Consider the following 19,164-nt stretch of genomic DNA (forward strand, 5'->3'; position numbering starts at 1 on the left):
TACTAACAAATCTAAAACTCTTATCGAATGAAAAGACTAGCATTATTTGCATTTACCGCTTTATTTGCGGTATCTATGGAAGCCCAATTACAAACTCCTCAACCCAGTCCATCTTCCAAATTGAAACAAACAGTGGGACTTACGGAAGTTGAAGTTGAATATTCCAGGCCTTCCATGCGTGGAAGAGCAATTTTTGGTGATTTGGTTCCTAATGACAAGCTATGGAGAACCGGAGCCAACAAGAACACAACAATTTCTTTTAGTGATGATGTTACTATTGATGGACAAGAGGTAAAAGCGGGTTCTTATGCCATTTTTACCAAGCCAGGACAATCTTCATGGGAAGTTATTTTCTATGCGGACACCAATAACTGGGGAACTCCTCAAAAATGGGACGATAGTAAAGTTGCAGCAAAAACTACGGTTGAAGTATATCCTTTACCTGTAGATATTGAGACCTTTACCATTACAATTGATGACCTTCACAATAACGGCGCTACCCTCGGAATGATGTGGGAAAAGGCATATGTAGGTGTGAAATTTGAAGTGCCTACCTTGGCTAAGGCTCAAAAGAGTATAGAAACTGTTATGGCCGGTCCAGGAGCAGGGGATTATTATTCTGCAGCCTCTTACTATTTTGAGGAAGGTAAAGACCTCAACAAAGCAAAGAATTGGATAGATAAAGCAGTTGAATTAAGACCAGATGCTTATTGGGTTATGAGAAGACAATCACTTATTTATGCAAAACTTGGAGACAAAAAAGGAGCTATTGCTGCTGCTAAAAAATCTATGGAAGTTGCTGAAAAAGCGGGTAACGCTGATTACGTTGAGCTTAACAAAAAATCGCTGAAAGAATGGGGAGGGCTATAAACCCAACCATTCAAAATTAATATGAAGCCCACATGTATGTGGGCTTTTTTTATCCTTTTAAAGGAGGTTTTCGTAGAAAACCGTCAAAGCTTTCAATAAGTATGGCCAAGAAAATGACGAGCAAACAGCCAAAGGCATTCAACCATAAATAGGACATCCAATCCAAATACCAACCCAATATTACAATTACCTGGGTTACCAGAGCTGCGATAAAGACTGCGTTTCCTTTAACAAACTTGAAGAAGAAAGCCAATAGGAAAATCCCCAATACATTACCGTAGAAAATAGAACCGATAATGTTGACCAGTTGTATTAAATTATCAAAAAGATTGGCAACACAAGCAATGAGTATTGCAATAATCCCCCACAATAAAGTGAACCCTTTTGTGGCAAGGACATAGTGTTTTTCGCCCTTTTCTTCTTTCTGATTTCGTTTATATAGATCCAATGCTGTAATAGTACCAAGGGCATTTAGTTCAGATGCGGTTGATGACATGGCTGCCGAAAGTATTACCGCTAATAGCAATCCAATAAGTCCTGTTGGTAAATTGGTCAATATAAAGTGTATAAAGACATAATCTTTGTCATTGGTTTCCACTGAATCATCTGCCTGTGATATTAAGGCCTTAGCGGCATTTCTGCTGGCTCTTTCTTTTTCATTTATTTTGATTATATCATGTTTTGCCTGTTGTATAGCGTTGTATTCTTTTAGAGCATACGCCGCCGAGAAAGAGCTCTGGGCCATTCTTTTTTCTTGCTCCAGTTTTAGATGTCCTTCTTCCAATATTCTGTAATCCTCTATATATTCAGACCCCATTACGGCCTGCGTGGCAGCAGGGTTAAAATTAAGGGGAGAGGGATTGTATTGGTAAAATACAAACACCATAACACCCACAAGTAAAATGAAGAATTGCATTGGAATTTTTAAAATTCCATTGAAAATTAACCCCAGCTGGCTTTCCCGGATAGATTTTCCAGATAAATAGCGTTGCACCTGACTTTGATCTGTACCAAAATAGGCCAGGGCCAAAAAGAATCCCCCCGTAATACCACTCCAAAAAGTGTAACGATTATTGGTGTCCAGACTAAAATCCAATATTTGAAGCTTGTTATTGGCACCGGCTATTTTAAGCGCTTCACCAAAAGAAACTCCGGTTGGAAGTGACCCCAAAATAAAAAAGAAGGCAAAGAACATGCCCACCATTATAATGAACATTTGTTGTTTTTGGGTAACGCTAACCGCTTTTGTTCCCCCAGAAACAGTATAAATGATCACTAAAATCCCGATTATGACATTCAATGTGCGCAAATCCCATCCCAATACGGCGGATAGAATTATGGACGGGGCAAATATGGTAATACCAGCTGCCAATCCACGCTGAATCAAGAATAAAACGGCAGTTAAACTTCGGGTTTTTAAATCAAACCTTCCCTCCAGCATTTCATAAGCTGTAAATACCTTTAGTTTTTTATAAATTGGAATAAAGACCAAACAGATAAAGACCATGGCCAGGGGTAACCCAAAATAAAACTGAACAAAACCCATTCCATCATGAAAAGCTTGACCTGGAGTGGATAAAAATGTTATGGCACTGGCTTGGGTAGCCATAACAGAAAGGCCTATTGTCCACCACTTGGCGTCATTGCCACCACGCACATAATCATCAACATTCTTGCTTCCCCGAGTTTTCCAAACACCATAACCAACAATGAACAATAGTGCACTACCAAGAACAATCCAATCTAATACGCCCATTAAGAGTTTAGTTATTTTGTGTCATTATAAAGTAGAAAATAATGATATATAGCACGTTAAGGATAATCACGATACTATACTCCCTTTTCCAGTTCATTTTATTGTCCATACTATCCTTTGACATTGCTTTCAGTTTTCACTTCGCTTTTTCCTGCGGAAAGCATGTTTGCAAAAAGTTTGTACGCTCCTGAAACCCCCGCGGGTAATTCTCTAAAAAAGCTTAGACCGGTATAGATATAGTGGCCCTTTCCATGTGGGGCAACCAAAAGACTACCCTCCATGGGAGATTCACCTTCATCGTTCATTGAAAGTATTGGTGTAAATTCTGAACTCCATTCTTTTGGAAAATACAACCCTCTTTCTTGAACCCATCCATCAAAATCATCCTCTTTAATGGTGTTCGGGAAATTGACCAAGGCATGATTCGAAGCAATGATACTTACTTTGGCAGTTTCATCGGTCACTCGGTCTCTGGATAATGTTAAGGAATAAGGAGCAATGTTTTCAAATTGTTTGGCCCATCTACCCGCCGTATTGTATTGAACTATCATGTTTCCTCCATTCTCAACATAATCAAATAAAAGAGGTTGCTTAAACTTCAAATCTTCCACAACGTTATAAGCTCTTATACCAACCACAACGGCATCGTATTTTTCCAAAGTTCCTTTTTGAATGTCTTTGGGATTAATAGTGTGTACTTGGTAGCCAATTTGTTCAAGACTTTCAGGCACTTTATCGCCTGCTCCAACAATATATCCAATATGCTCTCCAGATTTTTGAATGTTCATGCGAACTATCTTGGCCTCAGAAGGTAATAAAATGGATTGTTTGGGGATATGATCGTAATCAATCTCTACAAGTTCTTTATCATAAGATTTGCCATCAATCATAACTACGGAAGTAATAGTACCTTCACTATCTAACGCAGGTGGTGTTACCTTAAATATAACAGATCGTTCTTGTCCTTTTTGAGAAATTGTAAAAGCTGCACTTTTGGGCGAAGCATTCCACCCTGGGGGATGTTGTAATGATACTTTTCCAGAAACACTATCTCTTCCTGCCTTGACGCTTACAATTATTTCCTTAGCAGTAGAATCGGAAAATATCAAAACCTTTTCATCAATTTTAGAGGTTACCTCTGGAAGAACTACAAAAGGCTCGTGTAACTCTCCTTTATCTGGCTTGGAGTAACGTCTTATGACTGGTTTTCTAAATGAAATTTCTGTACCATTGAAATCCAACTCAAATTGTGCAAAAAATGCACTTGGCGTTTCAGGTTTCCCAATAATGGTTTGATCATCTACTACGTACATTCCAAGACTTCCAGATTTGTTTAACCAATAGGGACTGGAAATTGATGTAGTTGTTGGTACTTGAAGTTCAAGTTCAAAGTTTTCCTTTATGTTATTGCCCAAAACTTTATTTGGGCTCAGTTTTACATTCGCACCAATAATTTGGATTTCCTTTAGAGTGATAGTTTGTGAACTCCTGTTCAATGCTTCTACATTGATTTTGGCATTGCTTTCTGGAGTAGTGGAGGCCGATTCCGCATTGGCTTCCAAATATAGGCCTGTACAATCCAAAATAATGGATTTTAACTCTTCAGATTTTAAAGTTTTCCAATGCTCATCTTCAACATTTTGAAGCAGTTGATAGGCTTTCACCAAGTCAGGAATATGTTTTGAGGGATTCTTAAAATCAAAATTCTCCTCTATACTGTACAAAATATCTCCAATGGCCTTACCACCTTTAATTCTGGACCAAGTGGTGTTGATTCCATCAAACAAATTGTTATTAGCTGGTAAATCCCCTTTTAGCAATTCCACATATTCGTCTTGTGACCCTCGAGTTGTTACCCTTCCAAAACCTTGACATAAATGCTGACTACTCGCCATGGAGGCAATCTCATTATTGGAAAGACCCAACTCAGGATAGTAAACACCGACATCCAATTTCACCATCTTGGATTTGTCTGCTTTTTCAAAATTTTCACGACTTCCATAAAACCACCAAGAAGTATTAAAAAACACTCTTTTGGGTTGCCAGGTTGAAGTGAGTTCCAATTGCTCAGGATATGCATTTGGATTATTGGTCAAATCAAAAGCCTCAACACTTAGCATGGCCGATGAGGTATGGTGTCCGTGCGTAGAGCCAGGGGTTCTATGATCAAATCGGTTGATAATCACATCAGGCTTTAAGTTTCTGATGGCCCAGACCACGTCACCCAAAACCTTTTCCTTGTCCCAAATCTTAAGTGTTTCCTTTGGATGCTTTGAATATCCAAAATCATTGGCTCTGGTAAACCATTGTTCTCCTCCATCAATTCTTCTTGCTGCTAACAGTTCCTGTGTGCGGAGTACACCCAAAAGCTCTCTTAGCTCTGAACCTATAAGATTTTGCCCACCATCACCTCTAGTTAAGGACAGATATGCTGTTCTTGCCTTGTCATGATTAGACAAATAGGAAATCAGTCTTGTATTTTCATCATCCGGATGCGCAGCGATATAAAGTGCAGTACCTAGAAAGTTAAGTTTTTGGAGATTGTGATGAATTTCTGTGGATGAAGGTTTACTCGGCTTTTGGGCAACAGTATTGAAGGCAATAGTGAATATAGTCAGTAAGCTGACCCAGAAGTTTCGCATAGGGTGGTTTTTAGCAGTTGCACCAAATATAGAAAGTTTAGAACCAGACAGAATGGAATTTAGAACATCTTTAACAGGGTATACTTGTGTCAAAGTAGGTTATAGCCCCAAGCTATCCCTTAGTACAAGGTCTTTATTTTCGTTTTGCCCCCAGTAAGCAGATTTCATTGATTTTAGTTTGGTTGCCTTGGTTGTCATGACCTTAGCATTTGCTCCAAAACCACTTTTAAAATCCTCCGTCCAACTTTCAATGGTATAAGGAAATTTGGAGGTAAAGTTGATTGTCAAGGTCCTTTCAAGACCTGGATAGGTTATGATGTAACTGGTGACCCCATTTTGAGTGGACAAATCCGCTACCGCATTATAGGCTTTAAGCTTTTTATGACGCAATCTGATATATTCCAGTGAAGGAATTATCTTGAGGTTTCCTGTGGGTAGGTCCGAAGGGTTTATCCTAATTTTGGTCCATATTTCATTTTCAAGCAAATCTTTTTCCAATGACAGGTTTTCGTCAGCTTCACTTTCAAAATAAGAATGAGAGGTAAATTCAAACTGCTCCCTGTTGTTAATTTGAGAATATACATGCCCACACCACTCTTGCATAGACAGACTGGTTTTTGTAGCATGCTGATTGTCATACACAGGATAAAAAGTGCTGCTCATAACAGAGTATGGGTATATTCCGGTCAAGAACTTCTTTGTTGCATTTATCTTTAAAACGTTTACATTATCAGAGTTTTTCCCATCTGCTTTGACTTGCTTTTTGGGTAAGAAGGGTTCTGTAACATAAATAAGAACTGAATGCCCTTCCCTTATTTGTCCATATCTGGCTTGTTCCAATTCATATGAGGTTATTTCCGCCTTGCCACCATACCAATATTTTTTAAAATCTTCGGATAGCGGTTTCTTTGGTAGTTTTTCTTTTATTGCAGTTGATGTGTCAATTGTGTTTAACGCAAGTTCTTTGGAGTCTCGTTCAGTGGAACGGTCTTTGCATCCAAAAAATAAGGCTGTTGAAATAAGAGAGGTGAGCAAGAAAATTTTGGCAGGGAAATTCTTCATCTTAACAATTTTAGTTAAAGTTAATCAAGTAAAAGGGAAGGGCAATAGACCTTAACATTTTGTAAAGCAACGTAATTGCGTAGTTTTGCAAAAAAAATAGGTATGCAGCAAATAGAGTTAATGGCCCCCGCTGGGAACTTTGAATCCTTACAGGCAGCGTTAGACAATGGGGCGGACTCCATTTATTTTGGAGTGGAGCAATTGAATATGAGGGCGAGGGCTACCATGAACTTCACCCTGGAAGATTTACCGGAGATTGCCAAGAGGTGTAATGCCAAGAATGTAAGGACATATCTTACCTTGAACACCATCATTTATGACCACGATCTTTCCATTGTTAAAACGCTTTTAAAAAAAGCAAAGGAAGTTGGTCTTACAGCAATTATTGCAATGGACCAAGCTGTAATAGCGGCAGCTCGAGAATTGGGTTTAGAGGTTCATATATCTACGCAGATCAATGTTACCAATATTGAAACTGTAAAGTTTTATGCCATGTTTGCTGATACCATGGTACTAAGCCGTGAATTAAGTTTAAGACAGGTTGAGAAAATCACTGAACAAATTGAAAAAGAACAGGTTAAGGGGCCTTCTGGAAGATTGGTGGAGATTGAGATTTTTGGGCATGGTGCCTTGTGTATGGCGGTTTCGGGAAAATGTTACATGAGTTTACATTCGTACAACTCATCAGCTAACAGAGGGGCATGCAAACAGAATTGCCGCAAAAAATATACAGTTATAGATCAAGAGACCGGTTTTGAAATGGAACTGGATAACGAATACATCATGTCACCCAAAGATTTGTGTACTATAGACTTTTTGGATCAAGTGGCAGATGCAGGAATCAAGGTTTTGAAGATAGAGGGTAGGGGTAGAGCTCCTGAATATGTGGCAAAGGTGATTAAATGTTATCGAGAGGCTATAGATAGTCTTCATAACGGCACTTATGACAAGGAGAAAGTGATTTCATGGATGCAGGAGTTGGAAAAGGTCTATAATCGTGGTTTTTGGAGCGGATATTATCTCGGTCAAAAATTAGGGGAGTGGAGTACTATTCCTGGATCATCAGCTACCCAAAAGAAAATCTATATAGGAAAAGGAGTGCACTATTTTCCAAAATCCAATATTGGAGAGTTTAAAATTGAGGCTTATGATATTTCTTTGGGAGATAATATTTTGATCACTGGCCCTACAACTGGTGCACAGGAGTTGGAGGTTACTGAAATGTTGGTGAACGATGACAAACTGTCCAAAGGACAGAAAGGAGATTCAGTCACTATTCCTTTGGATTTTAGAATACGGCCATCAGACAAGCTTTACAAAATAGTAGAAAACAAGGTTGAAGCTTAATGGTAGTGGTTACCTTACAGCGCGACAAGTGCATTGGGTGTAACTATTGTGTGGAAATGGCTCCTGAGCAGTTTGCTATGTCCAAAAAAGATGGCAAATCTGTGTTATTGCGATCAAAGGACAAAAAGGGATTCCATACCATTAAATCCCATGATGATGTTATTTATGATAATTGTGAAAAAGCATCAAAAGCTTGCCCAGTGAAGATTATTGATGTTAAACAGGTGTAGTTATGGAATTAATGGTTTAATGCCAATTCCGTTAAAGTTTGATAGACCAATTGGGTTGGGAGCCCTACTACATTTGTGTAAGAACCCTTTATTTCAGAAATACCTATCATTCCGATCCATTCCTGAATGCCATAGGCGCCGGCTTTATCAAAAGGTTTGCATTGCTCAATATAAAAGTTGATTTCTTCATCCGTGAAATCCTTGAATTTAACCAAGGTAGTGGCACTGACCGTTTTTTGACGTTGTATGGTGGTGAAACACACAGATGTAATTACTTCATGCCAATCACCTGACAAGGTCCGCAGCATTTCAAAAGCTTCTTGCTTACTTGAAGCTTTGGCCAAAGAAGTGTCCTTGTACCAAACTACGGTATCGGAGGTAAGTACAATTTCATTTTCTTGTAATTCTTCTTTAAAGGGGTCTGCCTTTAATTTTGCCAGATAGCTTGAAATTTCCTTTCCCTTTAAGTTATCTGGATAAATTTCTTCTACAGATTTTGGTCGAACCTCGAAATCCAATCCCATTTCTTCCAAGAACATTTTACGTCTTGGAGAACCAGAGCCTAAAATTAGTTTGCGCCCTTTAAGTTTTTGATTGAGAGGACTCTTAGTCATTTTTAGAACTGAAGTTATCGTTCCAATCCCCCCTAACCTTCAATACTTGCTCTATAATGTCCCTGACGCATCCATCACCGCCATTTTTATGGGAAACATAGTCAGAAATGGCTTTCACCTCAGCAACGGCATTTTGTGGAGATGTTGCCAATGCCACCATTTTCATAGGAGGAATATCGGGAAGGTCATCACCCATGTACAACACATTTTCCGAGTCAATATTATAAACATCCAAGTACTCTTCCAATGGATCTTGTTTATGATGGGCTCCCAAATAAATATCTGTTACCCCAAGTCCCTTTAAGCGTTCTTTTACGCCTTCATTGGTTCCTCCAGAAATGATACATACGTTATACCCCTTTTGCAGAGCGGTTTTGAGAGCATATCCATCTTTTACATTCATTTTACGGAGTAGCTCCCCGTCAGATGTTATCAAAATGGAACCATCAGTGAATACGCCATCCACATCAAAAACAAATGTGGTGATATTGCTCAATAGCTCCTTATAATTTTTCTTCATACATTTTTGTTATGGCTTCACTGAATAAAATGTAAAGTTCGGTTTGTTTTTTGTTTTTTAATAGATTCAGATGACTTTCTATACTTTTTTTATCTCCTCTTCTTGCCGGGCCCGTTTGTGCATCTTTTGGTGGTATATATTGCACTTTGTCTGCAGTTTCTTTTATCAAAGGTTTTAATAGGGAAAAAGATAGCCCGGAGTCTTTGCAAAGATCCTTGCTAATTTGATAAAGATGATTGGTGAAATTATTGGAAAAAACAGCTGCAAGGTGAAGTTTTTTTCTTTGTTCAGAAGTAATCTCATGAACATGGTCAGACATAGAACTTGCCAATTTGTTTAGTTCAATCAGGTCCGATTTTTGTTTAGCCTCAATACAAATAGGGATAGATTTGAAATCTAGGGTTTTACCTTTGGTAAAGGTCTGAAGTGGATAGAAAATGCCAGCATTTTTGGAAGCTATGTCATCAATGCTAATAGCTCCTGATGTGTGAACTATTATCCCTTTTTTGTTTGATAGTAATTTGGAAACAGGGGCAATGGCCATATCGTTTACTGCAATAATATAAATGGCAGCATCTTTGATAGTTTTTGGATCAGAACATGTTTCGGTATATGCGCTGAACTTTTTTAAAGACTCCGAATTTCTTCCGTATACCTGTGTCACCTGTACGGAATCTTTAGAGGAGAAAGCCTTAAATAAGTGCTCGGCTACATTTCCTGTCCCTAAAATGATGACATCTTGCATATTGCAAAAATAACCAATGCCGGGCAACGGTTAATAAAAAAAGCCGTCAAGTTATGACGGCTCTACCAAAAGAACAATAGGATTATGCACAGGCTACAGTTACATCATGTCTATGAGCACTTCCGCTGGTGGACTCAACAGTAATTTGATTATTTGCCTTTAAGGCGGCAAAATGATCTGCAGTTAAATTTACATTATGATTATGCCCAGACCCTCCTTGTATGGAATATTCCTTTGCTACTCCGGCATCTATATCGGCTTTCGGAACAATAAGGGTATGTCCGTGATTGCGGCTTATTGTAATGGCATTGGCACCATTTGCCGTGCAATCTCTTGCACTTGGGTCAATATCAGGATTTCCATTGGTGCTGTCGTCATTTGAGCAACTTAAAATTGAATAGGCAGGTAAAGCAACCAGTAATGCTCCCGTTGTTTTTTTAATAAAAGTTTTTCTGTTCATTTTCATAATATCTGTTTTAAAATAAATTGATATTTTGTAACATGTTGATTATTAGTTGTCTGTAAATTAAAAACCTAACAATATTTTTATCAAAAGTTGTTGGTTTATGTGCTAAACAGAACTCATACCATGCAATTTTGCTAAGGAAAATGCACCTATTGCCATTACAAGATCTCTAATGGCAACATCTACATAGTTGCCACTTAGAACCAAAACAATTGCAATTGCAGATAACCACCCCATTACAACAAGTGCTCCAATTTTGGGTTTGAGCAATACCAGGATACCAGCTGTAATTTCTATAATCCCTATTATTATCATAAACACGCTTGCTTCCATTGGAATGATATCCAATAATCCTGCAGGAACGTATTGACTCCAATCAGTCAAAAGATTGGTAAACTTGTCTAAGCCAGCAATTATTGGCACTAAGCCATAAGTATATTTTAATGTTGATTTCACTAATTCAATGTTTGAATTCATCCTTTTTAGGTTTAGTATTTTTAATTTTAGATTGGAGATGGTCAAAATGGTTACAAAATTTTGTAACTATTTACCCAAAAGAGTATCTAAAGGCAAAGGATGGAATGATGGAAACAATCAAGATCAACGATTTAAATAACCAAAAACTATCAGAATCTGAAATCATAAAACGTATTCTTTCAGGAGAAAAAGAGCTGTACGAAATACTTTTAAGAAGAAATAACCAAAAGCTGTTTCGGGTTATCCGAAGTTATATTAAAGATGGTTCCGAAATTGAGGATATTATGCAGAATACGTACCTCAAGGCTTTCGAAAAATTATATCAGTTCAAACATTCCTCTTCCTACGGTACATGGCTTATTAGAATTGGAATCAATGAAGTTTTGGCACGGTTGAAAGAAAAGGAGAAAGTCGTCAATTTGTACCAACGTCCATCAGAAGTAAAGCAAAATAGTATTTTGGAAATACCGGATAAAAATCAGTTAAATCCTGAAAAAAGAATCATTAGGAACGAGGCTAAACAATTTTTGGAAAATGCCATAGATTCTTTGAGTTTAAAATATCGCACTGTATATATGCTCAGAGAAATTGAAGAAATGAGCATTAACGAGATTTCAGAGTGTCTGGATGTTTCCAAATCCAATGTCAAGGTGCGCCTTCATAGGGCTAAAAATATGTTAAAAGAAAGGCTCTATGAACTTACTGCCAACAAAGAAGATGTGTTTGGATTTGGATTTAGCAGATGTGATAATATCACCGATAGTGTTATGCGTATTGTCTTGAAATAACAGATTAGTCACTTCTCCAATCAAAACCCTTCAAGTTTTGTAACCTTTTTTTGAATTTCCCATCAAAAGATGGTAGCAAAGAACATTGTTCTTAAAGTGTACATAATCGTTAAAGGTTTTCTACACTTAAAATTCCAATAATCGCAAAAATCTATCTGTCATGAAATTGAAAAAAACGCTTCCATCACTACTGTTGTTAATTGTTTTATTCTTGTTTGTCCGCTGTTTTAAAGGTGATGACGGACCCGATATCAGGGAATTGATTATTCCGCCTCCTGTTGTATTGGATTTAAATCCAACTCTAATTGAGGAGGGAAAAGCAATTTTCAGGTTTGACACCTTTGGTGATGAATCTTTCTGGAGTGGAGCTTTAAAACTTGATAAGGCTGTTCTGGGAGAAAATAATGGAGGATTCGGACCCGGCTTGAATCCAAATACTGCTTTGGCCGTTGGATTAAAAGTGGATATCGATGCTTTACCCCAAGAAATTATTGATGCTATTGCCTCAGGTAATGTGGATTTGGATGATCCAGCTGTAACCTTGGCACTTTTGAGTTTGGACGCTGTGGTGGGCGTAAAAGGAAACTTTGATGGTGACGGGAATTTAGAATCAATGGGAATTTCTTGTGCGCTCTGTCATTCAACTGTAGATGATTCTTTTGTCCAAGGAATTGGAAAAAGACTGGATGGTTGGCCCAATAGAGACCTAAATGTTGGTGCAATTATCGGAATTACAGATAATGCTCCCATAGCGGAACTCTTGGAAGTTGATGTGGCTACATTGAATACTGTTTTGAATGCATGGGGTCCAGGACGTTTTCCCGCGGCACTTTTAATAGATGGAAAGGCTACCAAACCTGATGGTGCTATTGCAGCCAATCTTATCCCTCCAGCTCATGGACTTCAAGGATTGGAAAAGGCAACCTATACCGGTTGGGGAGACATAACATATTGGAACAGATTTGTGGCAGTTTTGGAAATGGGAGGCCAAGGAAATTTTATGGACCCAAGATTGAATAATCTTGCCAAGTTTCCAATAGCGGTAAAAAGAGGTGCCTTTAATGTTATGGTCGATGAGGATTTGGTTGGACCAAAATTGGAAGCCTTACGTGAATATCAATTGTCACTTCTTGCACCGGAGCCGGAAGCTGGCAGTTTTAATGTGAAAGCAGCTATAAGGGGCAAGAAAATTTTCCAATATAAAGCCAAATGCGCTACTTGCCATCCCGCCCCAGTCTTTAGTGATGACAAATTGCACGCTCCAGAAGATATTGGTATTGATGGCTTTGAGGCCGACAGATCTCCTACTGGGAAATACAGGACGCCACCACTTCGCGGACTGTTTGCAAAATCAAAAGGAGGGTTTTACCATGATGGACGATTTGAAGATTTGGATGCAGTAATTGATCATTATAATGATTATTTTGAACTCCATCTAAATGATAGACAGCAAAGTGATTTAAAAGAGTATTTAAACGCGCTGTAGTTTTTAATGGGAATGGTATTGCTATGAAGTAGAAAATACAACATCCCAATTTGCCCATATTTGATTATCACAATGTAAAAGTTGAGGTAGTCGTTGTATGGGCAAAATTTTTCGTGTGGGTTCTTCAAAGCTTATTGTCTTTTAAGAATTTTTTCTCCCTAAATAGCTTATTTTTGCAAGCTGAAAAACACATCTTCAACCTAGATGATAGACATCCTTAAAAAGACCCTTTTTTCTACAAGACTTATGGCCACCCTATTTTTGGTTTTTGCCGCTGCAATGGCTATGGGAACTTTTGTGGAAAGTTGGTACAGCACGGAAACAGCTAGAATTTATATTTATAATGCTACTTGGTTTGAGGCCGTAATGGTCTTTTTTATGATCAATTTTATAGGGAATATCTTCAGGTATAACCTATTGAGTTGGAAAAAGTGGCCGGTTCTTGTACTCCACCTGTCTTGGGTGCTGATTATTTTGGGAGCTTTTGTAACAAGATATATAAGCTATGAAGGTATGATGCCTATTCGTGAGGGGACTTCGGAGAACCGTTTTTTTTCTGATAAAACCTATTTGACAGCTTTTGTTGATGGTGAAATTAACGGAGAAGTAAAACGTAAGGTTCTGGAGGACGATTTGATTGTTACTACCGAAGGAATGAAATCTACCTTGCCATGGAAATCCGATTTTAACGGCCAACTCTTTACCATTTCCTATGTAGATTTTATTGGTGGAGCAGAAGAAGGATTGATTCCTGATGAGAATGGACAAGAATACTTGAAGATTGTTGAAGCTGGGGATGGACAACGCCATGAACACTATTTAGAGAATGGCAAGGTGGCCAGTATCCATAACGTTTTGTTTTCTTTGAACAAAGAAACCAACGGTGCTATCAATATCTTTTCTGATGGAGACAACTATCAGATAAAATCGCCGTTTGATGGTAATTTTATGCGCATGGCTGATCAATTTCAAGGAGAAATCATCAGCGATAGCATACAAGCATTGCAGTTACGCTCACTCTACAATATGGCGGGAATGCAGTTTGTGATTCCTGAGCCATTGATTAAAGGTAGTTACGGAATTGTAAAAGTCCCTGAAAATGAAGTTACCGAGGTAACCCAGGATGCTTTAGTGGTTTCCATATCGGTAAATGGCGAAACTGTGGAGCAAAAATTATTGGGAAGCAAGGGGACTTCCAATTTCTCTGACAAGATTAAAGTTGGCGGACTGGATTTTTCCCTTAGTTATGGATCTAAAGTGTACGAACTTCCATTTTCAATTAAATTAAATGATTTCATTGCTGAAAAATACCCAGGAACCGAATCGGGATATAAATCATTTATGAGCAAAGTGACCATTGAGGATGAACGCCCATTTGATTATGATATCTTCATGAACCATATTCTGGATCACAGAGGATATCGCTTTTTTCAATCTAGTTTCCATCCAGATGAGAAAGGAACCGTATTATCCGTTAATCATGATTTTTGGGGGACATGGATAACCTATATAGGTTACTTTTTACTCTATATTGGGTTGATGGGCATCATGTTTTTTGGAAAGACCCGTTTTCGCGATTTGGGAAAAGCCCTGGAAAAAGTGAAGAAGAAAAAGGCTGCCTTGGGGGTAATGGCATTTTTTATGGCAACTTCATTGGTTACAGCCCAACAAAATGATACCGATGCCCATGAACATGCAAATCTTCCCACACAACAACAAGTAGATTCCATTATTAAGTCTACCATTGTTGCAGAGGAACATGCTGAAAAGTTTGGGGCACTGGTCATTCAGGATGAGGGAGGTAGAATGAAACCTATTCACACTTTTGCTTCTGAAGTTCTTAGGAAACTGAGTGAGAAAAATACTTATGAAGGTTTAACGGCCAACCAAGTGTTTCTTTCTATGATGATGAACCCTGGTGTTTGGTATAATACAGAGTTCATTAAACTTGCCAAGAGAGAGAATGACAGCATACGCAAGATTATCGGTGTTCCTAAAGGAACTAAATATGTAAAGGCAACGGATTTTTTTGATGCCAAGGGTAATTTTAAGTTGAAGACTTATGTAGAGAAGGCTACTTCAACTACCAACCCATCCAGCTTTGAAAAGGATTTTAAGAAGATTTTTGAGAGATTAAATCTGTTGGATATTGCTTTGAGCGGACAAATTATTAAAATCTTTCCATTGTTAAATGATGAGAATAACAAATGGATTTCGGCTGTTGAGTACCGTTCTGGACAATATCAGGTTTCTGATTCGTTATATTCCAATTTCATTAAAAATGCAATGCCCTATTATTTGGGTACCTTGAAAAGTGCTATTGCTTCAAATGATTATTCGCAGCCTGATAAATTGTTGGAAGCTTTCAAACAGAACCAAAAAAATCACGGAGCAGAAGTTCTTCCGGCTGAACAAAAAATCCAAACGGAAATTTTATACAACAAACTGGACATTTTCAATAGGTTGTACCAATATTACGCTATTGTAGCAGTATTCCTGTTCATAATCCTTGTGTTTCAAATTTTTAAGGAACGAGAATTTTTAAAAGCAGCCACATATTTACTTAAGGGCACTGTGATACTATTGTTTATTTGGCATACTGCTGGGTTGGTGCTACGATGGTATATCTCTGGCCATGCACCTTGGAGCGATGCCTATGAAAGTATTTTGTATGTGTCTTGGGCAGCTATGGGAATGGGCTTGCTTTTTACGAGAAAGAGTGATCTTACCTTGGCCGCTAGCGCCTTTGTGTCTTCTATATATCTGTTTATTGCCCATCAAAGTTGGATAGACCCTGCAATTGCCAATTTGGTGCCTGTATTGGACAGTTATTGGGTAGTGATTCATGTGCCGATAATCGTGGGCAGTTACGGTCCCCTAACTGTAAGTATGATCTTGGGTGTGGTTTCCTTGATTCTGATTATGCTTACTACTAAAAAGAATAAGAAAAAGATGGGGGTCAACCTTGAAGAGTTGACCATTATCAATGAATTGTCCATGAACGTGGGATTAATGATGTTGACCATCGGCAACTTTTTGGGAGGTCAATGGGCCAATGAGAGCTGGGGCCGCTATTGGGGATGGGATCCCAAAGAAACTTGGGCACTTATTTCCATTATGATTTATGCATTTGTTCTACACATGCGTTTGGTTCCTGGATTGCGAGGTAAGTGGATTTATAATTTTATGAGTGTGGTTGCCTATGGCAGTATTATGATGACCTATTTCGGAGTTAATTTTTACTTGGTAGGACTACATAGCTATGCCAGTGGTGATCAAGTGATAACCCCATCCTTTATCTGGTATACCGTATTTGGTGTGTTTGTTTTGGGGGTTATGAGCCTATGGAGATACAGGACCCACTACGTTAAATAATCTCCGGTTTTCATTGAACTTCAAAAAAAAAGTGCATCTTTGTGCCATCATGAAGTTATAAGAATTATGTATTCAATAGATGTCACCATTGGCTTTAAGCCAAAAAAATAACCGAAACTCTTTTTCGGTCTTGTGACATTTACACTCTTTTTTCACACATAATTTTTATAAAATGACAAATTTCAATATACCTCCTTTTAAACAATTACTTAATTATTTCTGGATTGCCGTTACTGGAAAAGAAACAGAGTTTACTTCTGGAAGCATCCGAAAGGCAATTTTTATGCTTTCCATTCCCATGATTCTGGAAATGCTTATGGAATCCATCTTTGCGCTTGTGGACATTGCTTATGTTTCGCAGGTTAGTGTTAATGCAGTGGCAACAATTGGCCTAACGGAGTCTGTTATTACTTTGATATATGCATTGGCCATTGGTTTAAGTATGGCTGCAACAGCGGTAGTGGCACGTAGAATAGGAGAGAAGGATGTTGATGGAGCCAGAATCGCCGCAGTTCAAGCTATAGGTTTGGGCGTACTGATTTCAATTCTCCTTGGAATAGTTGGAATCCTATATGCCAAAGAAATATTGGCCTTAATGGGTGGTGAACCAGATTTGATTGCCGAAGGGTATGGGTATACAAAATTTTTGATTGGTGGCAATATCACCATCATGCTCTTATTCCTGATCAATGCTATATTTCGTGGTGCAGGAGATGCTTCAATTGCAATGTGGGCATTGGTGCTGTCCAACGGATTGAATATTATCCTTGACCCTATTTTTATATTTGGTTTGGGCCCAATTCCAGAATATGGAGTTATGGGAGCAGCTATTGCCACCAATATTGGCCGTGGAACTGCAGTGTTGTTTCAATTGGGAATTCTATTTTTTGGTTGGGGTAAAATAAAATTGACTGTAAAGAATTTGGTGATTGACCTAAAGGTAATGCTTAATTTAATTAGGGTATCCATAGGTGGAATAGCCCAATTTTTGATTGGTACTTCTAGCTGGGTATTTTTAATGCGAATCATGTCAGAGTTTGGTAGTGAAGTTTTGGCGGGATACACCATTGCCATTAGGGTGATTATGTTCACTTTAATGCCATCTTGGGGCATGAGCAATGCTGCGGCTACCCTGGTTGGTCAGAATTTGGGAGCACAGAAACCGGATAGGGCAGAAGCCTCTGTGTGGAAAACTGGAAAATACAATGCCTATTTTATGGGATTGGTTTCTTTGGTTTATTTAATATTCGCCCAGGATATCATTTCTCTCTTCAATACTAAACCAAATGTTGTTGAAAATGGGGCGCTTTGCCTACAGATTATAGCCGTAGGCTATGTGTTTTATGCTTATGGCATGGTGGTTACCCAAGCTTTTAACGGAGCTGGAGATACCAAAACACCAACTAAGATCAATTTCTTCTCTTTTTGGATGTTTCAATTACCCATAGCCTATGTGGCAGCATTGGTATTGGATTGGGGGGCCAAAGGAGTATTTATTGCAATTACAGCGGCAGAAGTCCTATTGGCGGTCATGGCAATAATCTGGTTTAAAAAAGGAAACTGGAAGCAAGTTCAAGTATAAGTGGTTTTGTATCTTTAGGATAAATTTTAAAGAGATGAAAACCCCTAAAAAAGGCGTAAATACCATCTGTGCACACGTAGGCGAATTAAAGGACAAGGAGTTTAAAGGTGCTGTTTCGCCATTGTACATGAGCACTTCTTATGAATTTGAGGATGTTGAGGTTAAACGTTATCCGAGATACTTTAATACGCCCAATCAAGAAGCATTGGGTAAAAAATTGGCAGCTTTGGAAAACACCGAAGCTGCCATGATTTTTGGCAGCGGAATGGCTGCGATAAGTACGGCATTAATGTCTTTTCTTCAGGCCGGTGATCACGTTGTTTTTCAACAAACACTATATGGTGGAACTTATAATTTTGCCGTTACCCAGTTGGAGAAATATGGAATCTCCTTTTCATTTACCAATGGATGGGGCATTCCCGATTTTGAAAAAGAGATAAAACCGAATACGAAGGTCATTTTCATCGAGACACCATCAAATCCTTTGTTGACCGTTACGGATTTGAAAGGTATTGCCCAGTTGGCAAAGTCACGGGGCCTTTTGACAATGATTGATAACACCTTTGCAAGTCCCATAAATCAAAACCCCGGCAATTTTGGAATTGATGTAGTACTCCATAGTGCCACCAAGTATATGGGAGGGCATTCTGATATATGTGCAGGTGTTGTGGCTACTTCCAATGAAAACATGGAAAAGATTTTTCAAACAGCTATTTGTTTTGGTGGCAGTTTAAGTGATTATACCGTTTGGCTTTTGGAACGCAGTATCAAAACCATGGGAATCCGGGTAAAAGCACAAAATGAGAATGCGATGAAAATGGCCAAATACTTGTCGGTAAGTGATGATGTGGAAAATGTATACTATCCAGGACTGGAAATACATCCTGATCATGATTTGGCTAAGTCGCAGATGAACGGTTTTGGCGGGATGCTCTCATTTGAATTACATTCTGGCATAGATGTTTCTCAGTTTTTCAAACAATTAAAGCTTATTAAACCGTCAATGAGTCTTGCAGGAATTGAAAGTACCGTACTTTCACCCACCAAGACATCACATGCCTTAATGAGCCCTGGGGACAGGGAAAAACAAGGAATCAAGGACTCCCTGATTAGATTTTCATTGGGTATTGAGGAAACCGAGGATTTGATTCAAGATATTGAACAGGCGATTAATCAAGTTAAATCTATGCAGGTGCCTGCATAA

At 38.5% G+C, this 19,164-nt stretch carries 16 protein-coding genes; 8 read left to right on the forward strand and 8 right to left on the reverse strand.

The features are described from left to right. Window positions 1-27: 27 nt before the first annotated feature. The gene (locus CRO15_RS07535) at window positions 28-870 is read left to right on the forward strand and encodes a DUF2911 domain-containing protein (protein WP_097045196.1); all 843 of its coding nucleotides are present in this window, start codon (window positions 28-30) and stop codon (window positions 868-870) included. Window positions 871-919: 49 nt separating this feature from the next. On the opposite strand, the gene CRO15_RS07540 is transcribed toward CRO15_RS07535, so the two are convergent. From CRO15_RS07540 to CRO15_RS07550, 3 genes are all read right to left on the reverse strand, one after another. Next, entirely contained in the window at window positions 920-2,626 is a 1,707-nt protein-coding gene (locus CRO15_RS07540) for a sodium:solute symporter family protein (protein WP_097045197.1), read from the reverse strand. 110 nt (window positions 2,627-2,736) lie between these two features. Continuing rightward, window positions 2,737-5,268 (reverse strand): PIG-L family deacetylase, encoded by a 2,532-nt coding sequence (locus tag CRO15_RS07545; protein ID WP_097045198.1) that lies wholly within the window; start codon window positions 5,266-5,268, stop codon window positions 2,737-2,739. A 99-nt stretch (window positions 5,269-5,367) separates the two neighbouring features. Next, window positions 5,368-6,330: a septum formation inhibitor Maf gene (locus CRO15_RS07550; protein ID WP_097045199.1), complete on the reverse strand. Its 963-nt coding sequence runs from the start codon at window positions 6,328-6,330 to the stop codon at window positions 5,368-5,370. 102 nt (window positions 6,331-6,432) lie between these two features. Between CRO15_RS07550 and CRO15_RS07555 the strand changes: the two genes are divergently transcribed. Then, window positions 6,433-7,677, forward strand: a complete 1,245-nt coding sequence (locus CRO15_RS07555) for a peptidase U32 family protein (RefSeq protein ID WP_097045612.1) — start codon at window positions 6,433-6,435, stop codon at window positions 7,675-7,677. Beyond that, on the forward strand, window positions 7,677-7,907 hold the full coding sequence (locus CRO15_RS07560; protein WP_097045200.1) for a ferredoxin: 231 nt from the start codon (window positions 7,677-7,679) through the stop codon (window positions 7,905-7,907). The genes CRO15_RS07555 and CRO15_RS07560 overlap by 1 nt, the downstream gene beginning before the upstream one ends. A gap of 8 nt (window positions 7,908-7,915) precedes the next feature. On the opposite strand, the gene CRO15_RS07565 is transcribed toward CRO15_RS07560, so the two are convergent. The 5 genes from CRO15_RS07565 to CRO15_RS07585 form a co-directional block, all read right to left on the reverse strand. Further along, window positions 7,916-8,521 (reverse strand): Maf family nucleotide pyrophosphatase, encoded by a 606-nt coding sequence (locus tag CRO15_RS07565; protein ID WP_097045201.1) that lies wholly within the window; start codon window positions 8,519-8,521, stop codon window positions 7,916-7,918. Then, on the reverse strand, window positions 8,514-9,041 hold the full coding sequence (locus CRO15_RS07570) for a KdsC family phosphatase (RefSeq protein WP_097045202.1): 528 nt from the start codon (window positions 9,039-9,041) through the stop codon (window positions 8,514-8,516). Before CRO15_RS07570 ends, CRO15_RS07565 begins: the two co-directional genes overlap by 8 nt. Continuing rightward, a complete protein-coding gene (locus CRO15_RS07575; RefSeq protein WP_097045203.1) occupies window positions 9,025-9,786 on the reverse strand; it encodes a Rossmann-like and DUF2520 domain-containing protein in 762 nt (253 codons plus the stop codon). Before CRO15_RS07575 ends, CRO15_RS07570 begins: the two co-directional genes overlap by 17 nt. A gap of 82 nt (window positions 9,787-9,868) precedes the next feature. Continuing rightward, window positions 9,869-10,246: a hypothetical protein gene (locus CRO15_RS07580; protein ID WP_097045204.1), complete on the reverse strand. Its 378-nt coding sequence runs from the start codon at window positions 10,244-10,246 to the stop codon at window positions 9,869-9,871. 111 nt (window positions 10,247-10,357) lie between these two features. Continuing rightward, window positions 10,358-10,729: a hypothetical protein gene (locus tag CRO15_RS07585; protein ID WP_097045205.1), complete on the reverse strand. Its 372-nt coding sequence runs from the start codon at window positions 10,727-10,729 to the stop codon at window positions 10,358-10,360. Window positions 10,730-10,836: 107 nt separating this feature from the next. Between CRO15_RS07585 and CRO15_RS07590 the strand changes: the two genes are divergently transcribed. The 5 genes from CRO15_RS07590 to CRO15_RS07610 all read left to right on the forward strand — a co-directional run bounded on the left by CRO15_RS07590 (window position 10,837) and on the right by CRO15_RS07610 (window position 19,164). Further along, window positions 10,837-11,517 (forward strand): RNA polymerase sigma factor, encoded by a 681-nt coding sequence (locus tag CRO15_RS07590; protein ID WP_097045613.1) that lies wholly within the window; start codon window positions 10,837-10,839, stop codon window positions 11,515-11,517. A 160-nt stretch (window positions 11,518-11,677) separates the two neighbouring features. Beyond that, window positions 11,678-13,003, forward strand: a complete 1,326-nt coding sequence (locus tag CRO15_RS07595) for a hypothetical protein (RefSeq protein WP_207763842.1) — start codon at window positions 11,678-11,680, stop codon at window positions 13,001-13,003. A 204-nt stretch (window positions 13,004-13,207) separates the two neighbouring features. After that, window positions 13,208-16,378, forward strand: coding sequence for a cytochrome c biogenesis protein CcsA (locus tag CRO15_RS07600; RefSeq protein WP_097045206.1), 3,171 nt, complete (start codon window positions 13,208-13,210; stop codon window positions 16,376-16,378). 172 nt (window positions 16,379-16,550) lie between these two features. Continuing rightward, window positions 16,551-17,960, forward strand: coding sequence for an MATE family efflux transporter (locus CRO15_RS07605; RefSeq protein ID WP_097045207.1), 1,410 nt, complete (start codon window positions 16,551-16,553; stop codon window positions 17,958-17,960). A 34-nt stretch (window positions 17,961-17,994) separates the two neighbouring features. Continuing rightward, entirely contained in the window at window positions 17,995-19,164 is a 1,170-nt protein-coding gene (locus CRO15_RS07610) for a trans-sulfuration enzyme family protein (protein WP_097045208.1), read from the forward strand.

Origin of the sequence: Flagellimonas pacifica, from assembly GCF_900215465.1 — a bacterium.
Taxonomy (GTDB): Bacteria; Bacteroidota; Bacteroidia; order Flavobacteriales; family Flavobacteriaceae; genus Flagellimonas; species Flagellimonas pacifica.

Excerpts from the sequence above, each read along its gene's own strand:
- CRO15_RS07535 (WP_097045196.1), top strand. The coding sequence starts at position 28 with ATGAAAAGACTAGCATTATTTGCATTTACCGCTTTATTTGCGGTATCT.
- CRO15_RS07540 (WP_097045197.1), bottom strand. The coding sequence starts at position 2,626 with ATGGGCGTATTAGATTGGATTGTTCTTGGTAGTGCACTATTGTTCATT.
- CRO15_RS07545 (WP_097045198.1), bottom strand. The coding sequence starts at position 5,268 with ATGCGAAACTTCTGGGTCAGCTTACTGACTATATTCACTATTGCCTTC.
- CRO15_RS07550 (WP_097045199.1), bottom strand. The coding sequence starts at position 6,330 with ATGAAGAATTTCCCTGCCAAAATTTTCTTGCTCACCTCTCTTATTTCA.
- CRO15_RS07555 (WP_097045612.1), top strand. The coding sequence starts at position 6,433 with ATGCAGCAAATAGAGTTAATGGCCCCCGCTGGGAACTTTGAATCCTTA.
- CRO15_RS07560 (WP_097045200.1), top strand. The coding sequence starts at position 7,677 with ATGGTAGTGGTTACCTTACAGCGCGACAAGTGCATTGGGTGTAACTAT.
- CRO15_RS07565 (WP_097045201.1), bottom strand. The coding sequence starts at position 8,521 with ATGACTAAGAGTCCTCTCAATCAAAAACTTAAAGGGCGCAAACTAATT.
- CRO15_RS07570 (WP_097045202.1), bottom strand. The coding sequence starts at position 9,041 with ATGAAGAAAAATTATAAGGAGCTATTGAGCAATATCACCACATTTGTT.
- CRO15_RS07575 (WP_097045203.1), bottom strand. The coding sequence starts at position 9,786 with ATGCAAGATGTCATCATTTTAGGGACAGGAAATGTAGCCGAGCACTTA.
- CRO15_RS07580 (WP_097045204.1), bottom strand. The coding sequence starts at position 10,246 with ATGAACAGAAAAACTTTTATTAAAAAAACAACGGGAGCATTACTGGTT.
- CRO15_RS07585 (WP_097045205.1), bottom strand. The coding sequence starts at position 10,729 with ATGAATTCAAACATTGAATTAGTGAAATCAACATTAAAATATACTTAT.
- CRO15_RS07590 (WP_097045613.1), top strand. The coding sequence starts at position 10,837 with ATGGAAACAATCAAGATCAACGATTTAAATAACCAAAAACTATCAGAA.
- CRO15_RS07595 (WP_207763842.1), top strand. The coding sequence starts at position 11,678 with ATGAAATTGAAAAAAACGCTTCCATCACTACTGTTGTTAATTGTTTTA.
- CRO15_RS07600 (WP_097045206.1), top strand. The coding sequence starts at position 13,208 with ATGATAGACATCCTTAAAAAGACCCTTTTTTCTACAAGACTTATGGCC.
- CRO15_RS07605 (WP_097045207.1), top strand. The coding sequence starts at position 16,551 with ATGACAAATTTCAATATACCTCCTTTTAAACAATTACTTAATTATTTC.
- CRO15_RS07610 (WP_097045208.1), top strand. The coding sequence starts at position 17,995 with ATGAAAACCCCTAAAAAAGGCGTAAATACCATCTGTGCACACGTAGGC.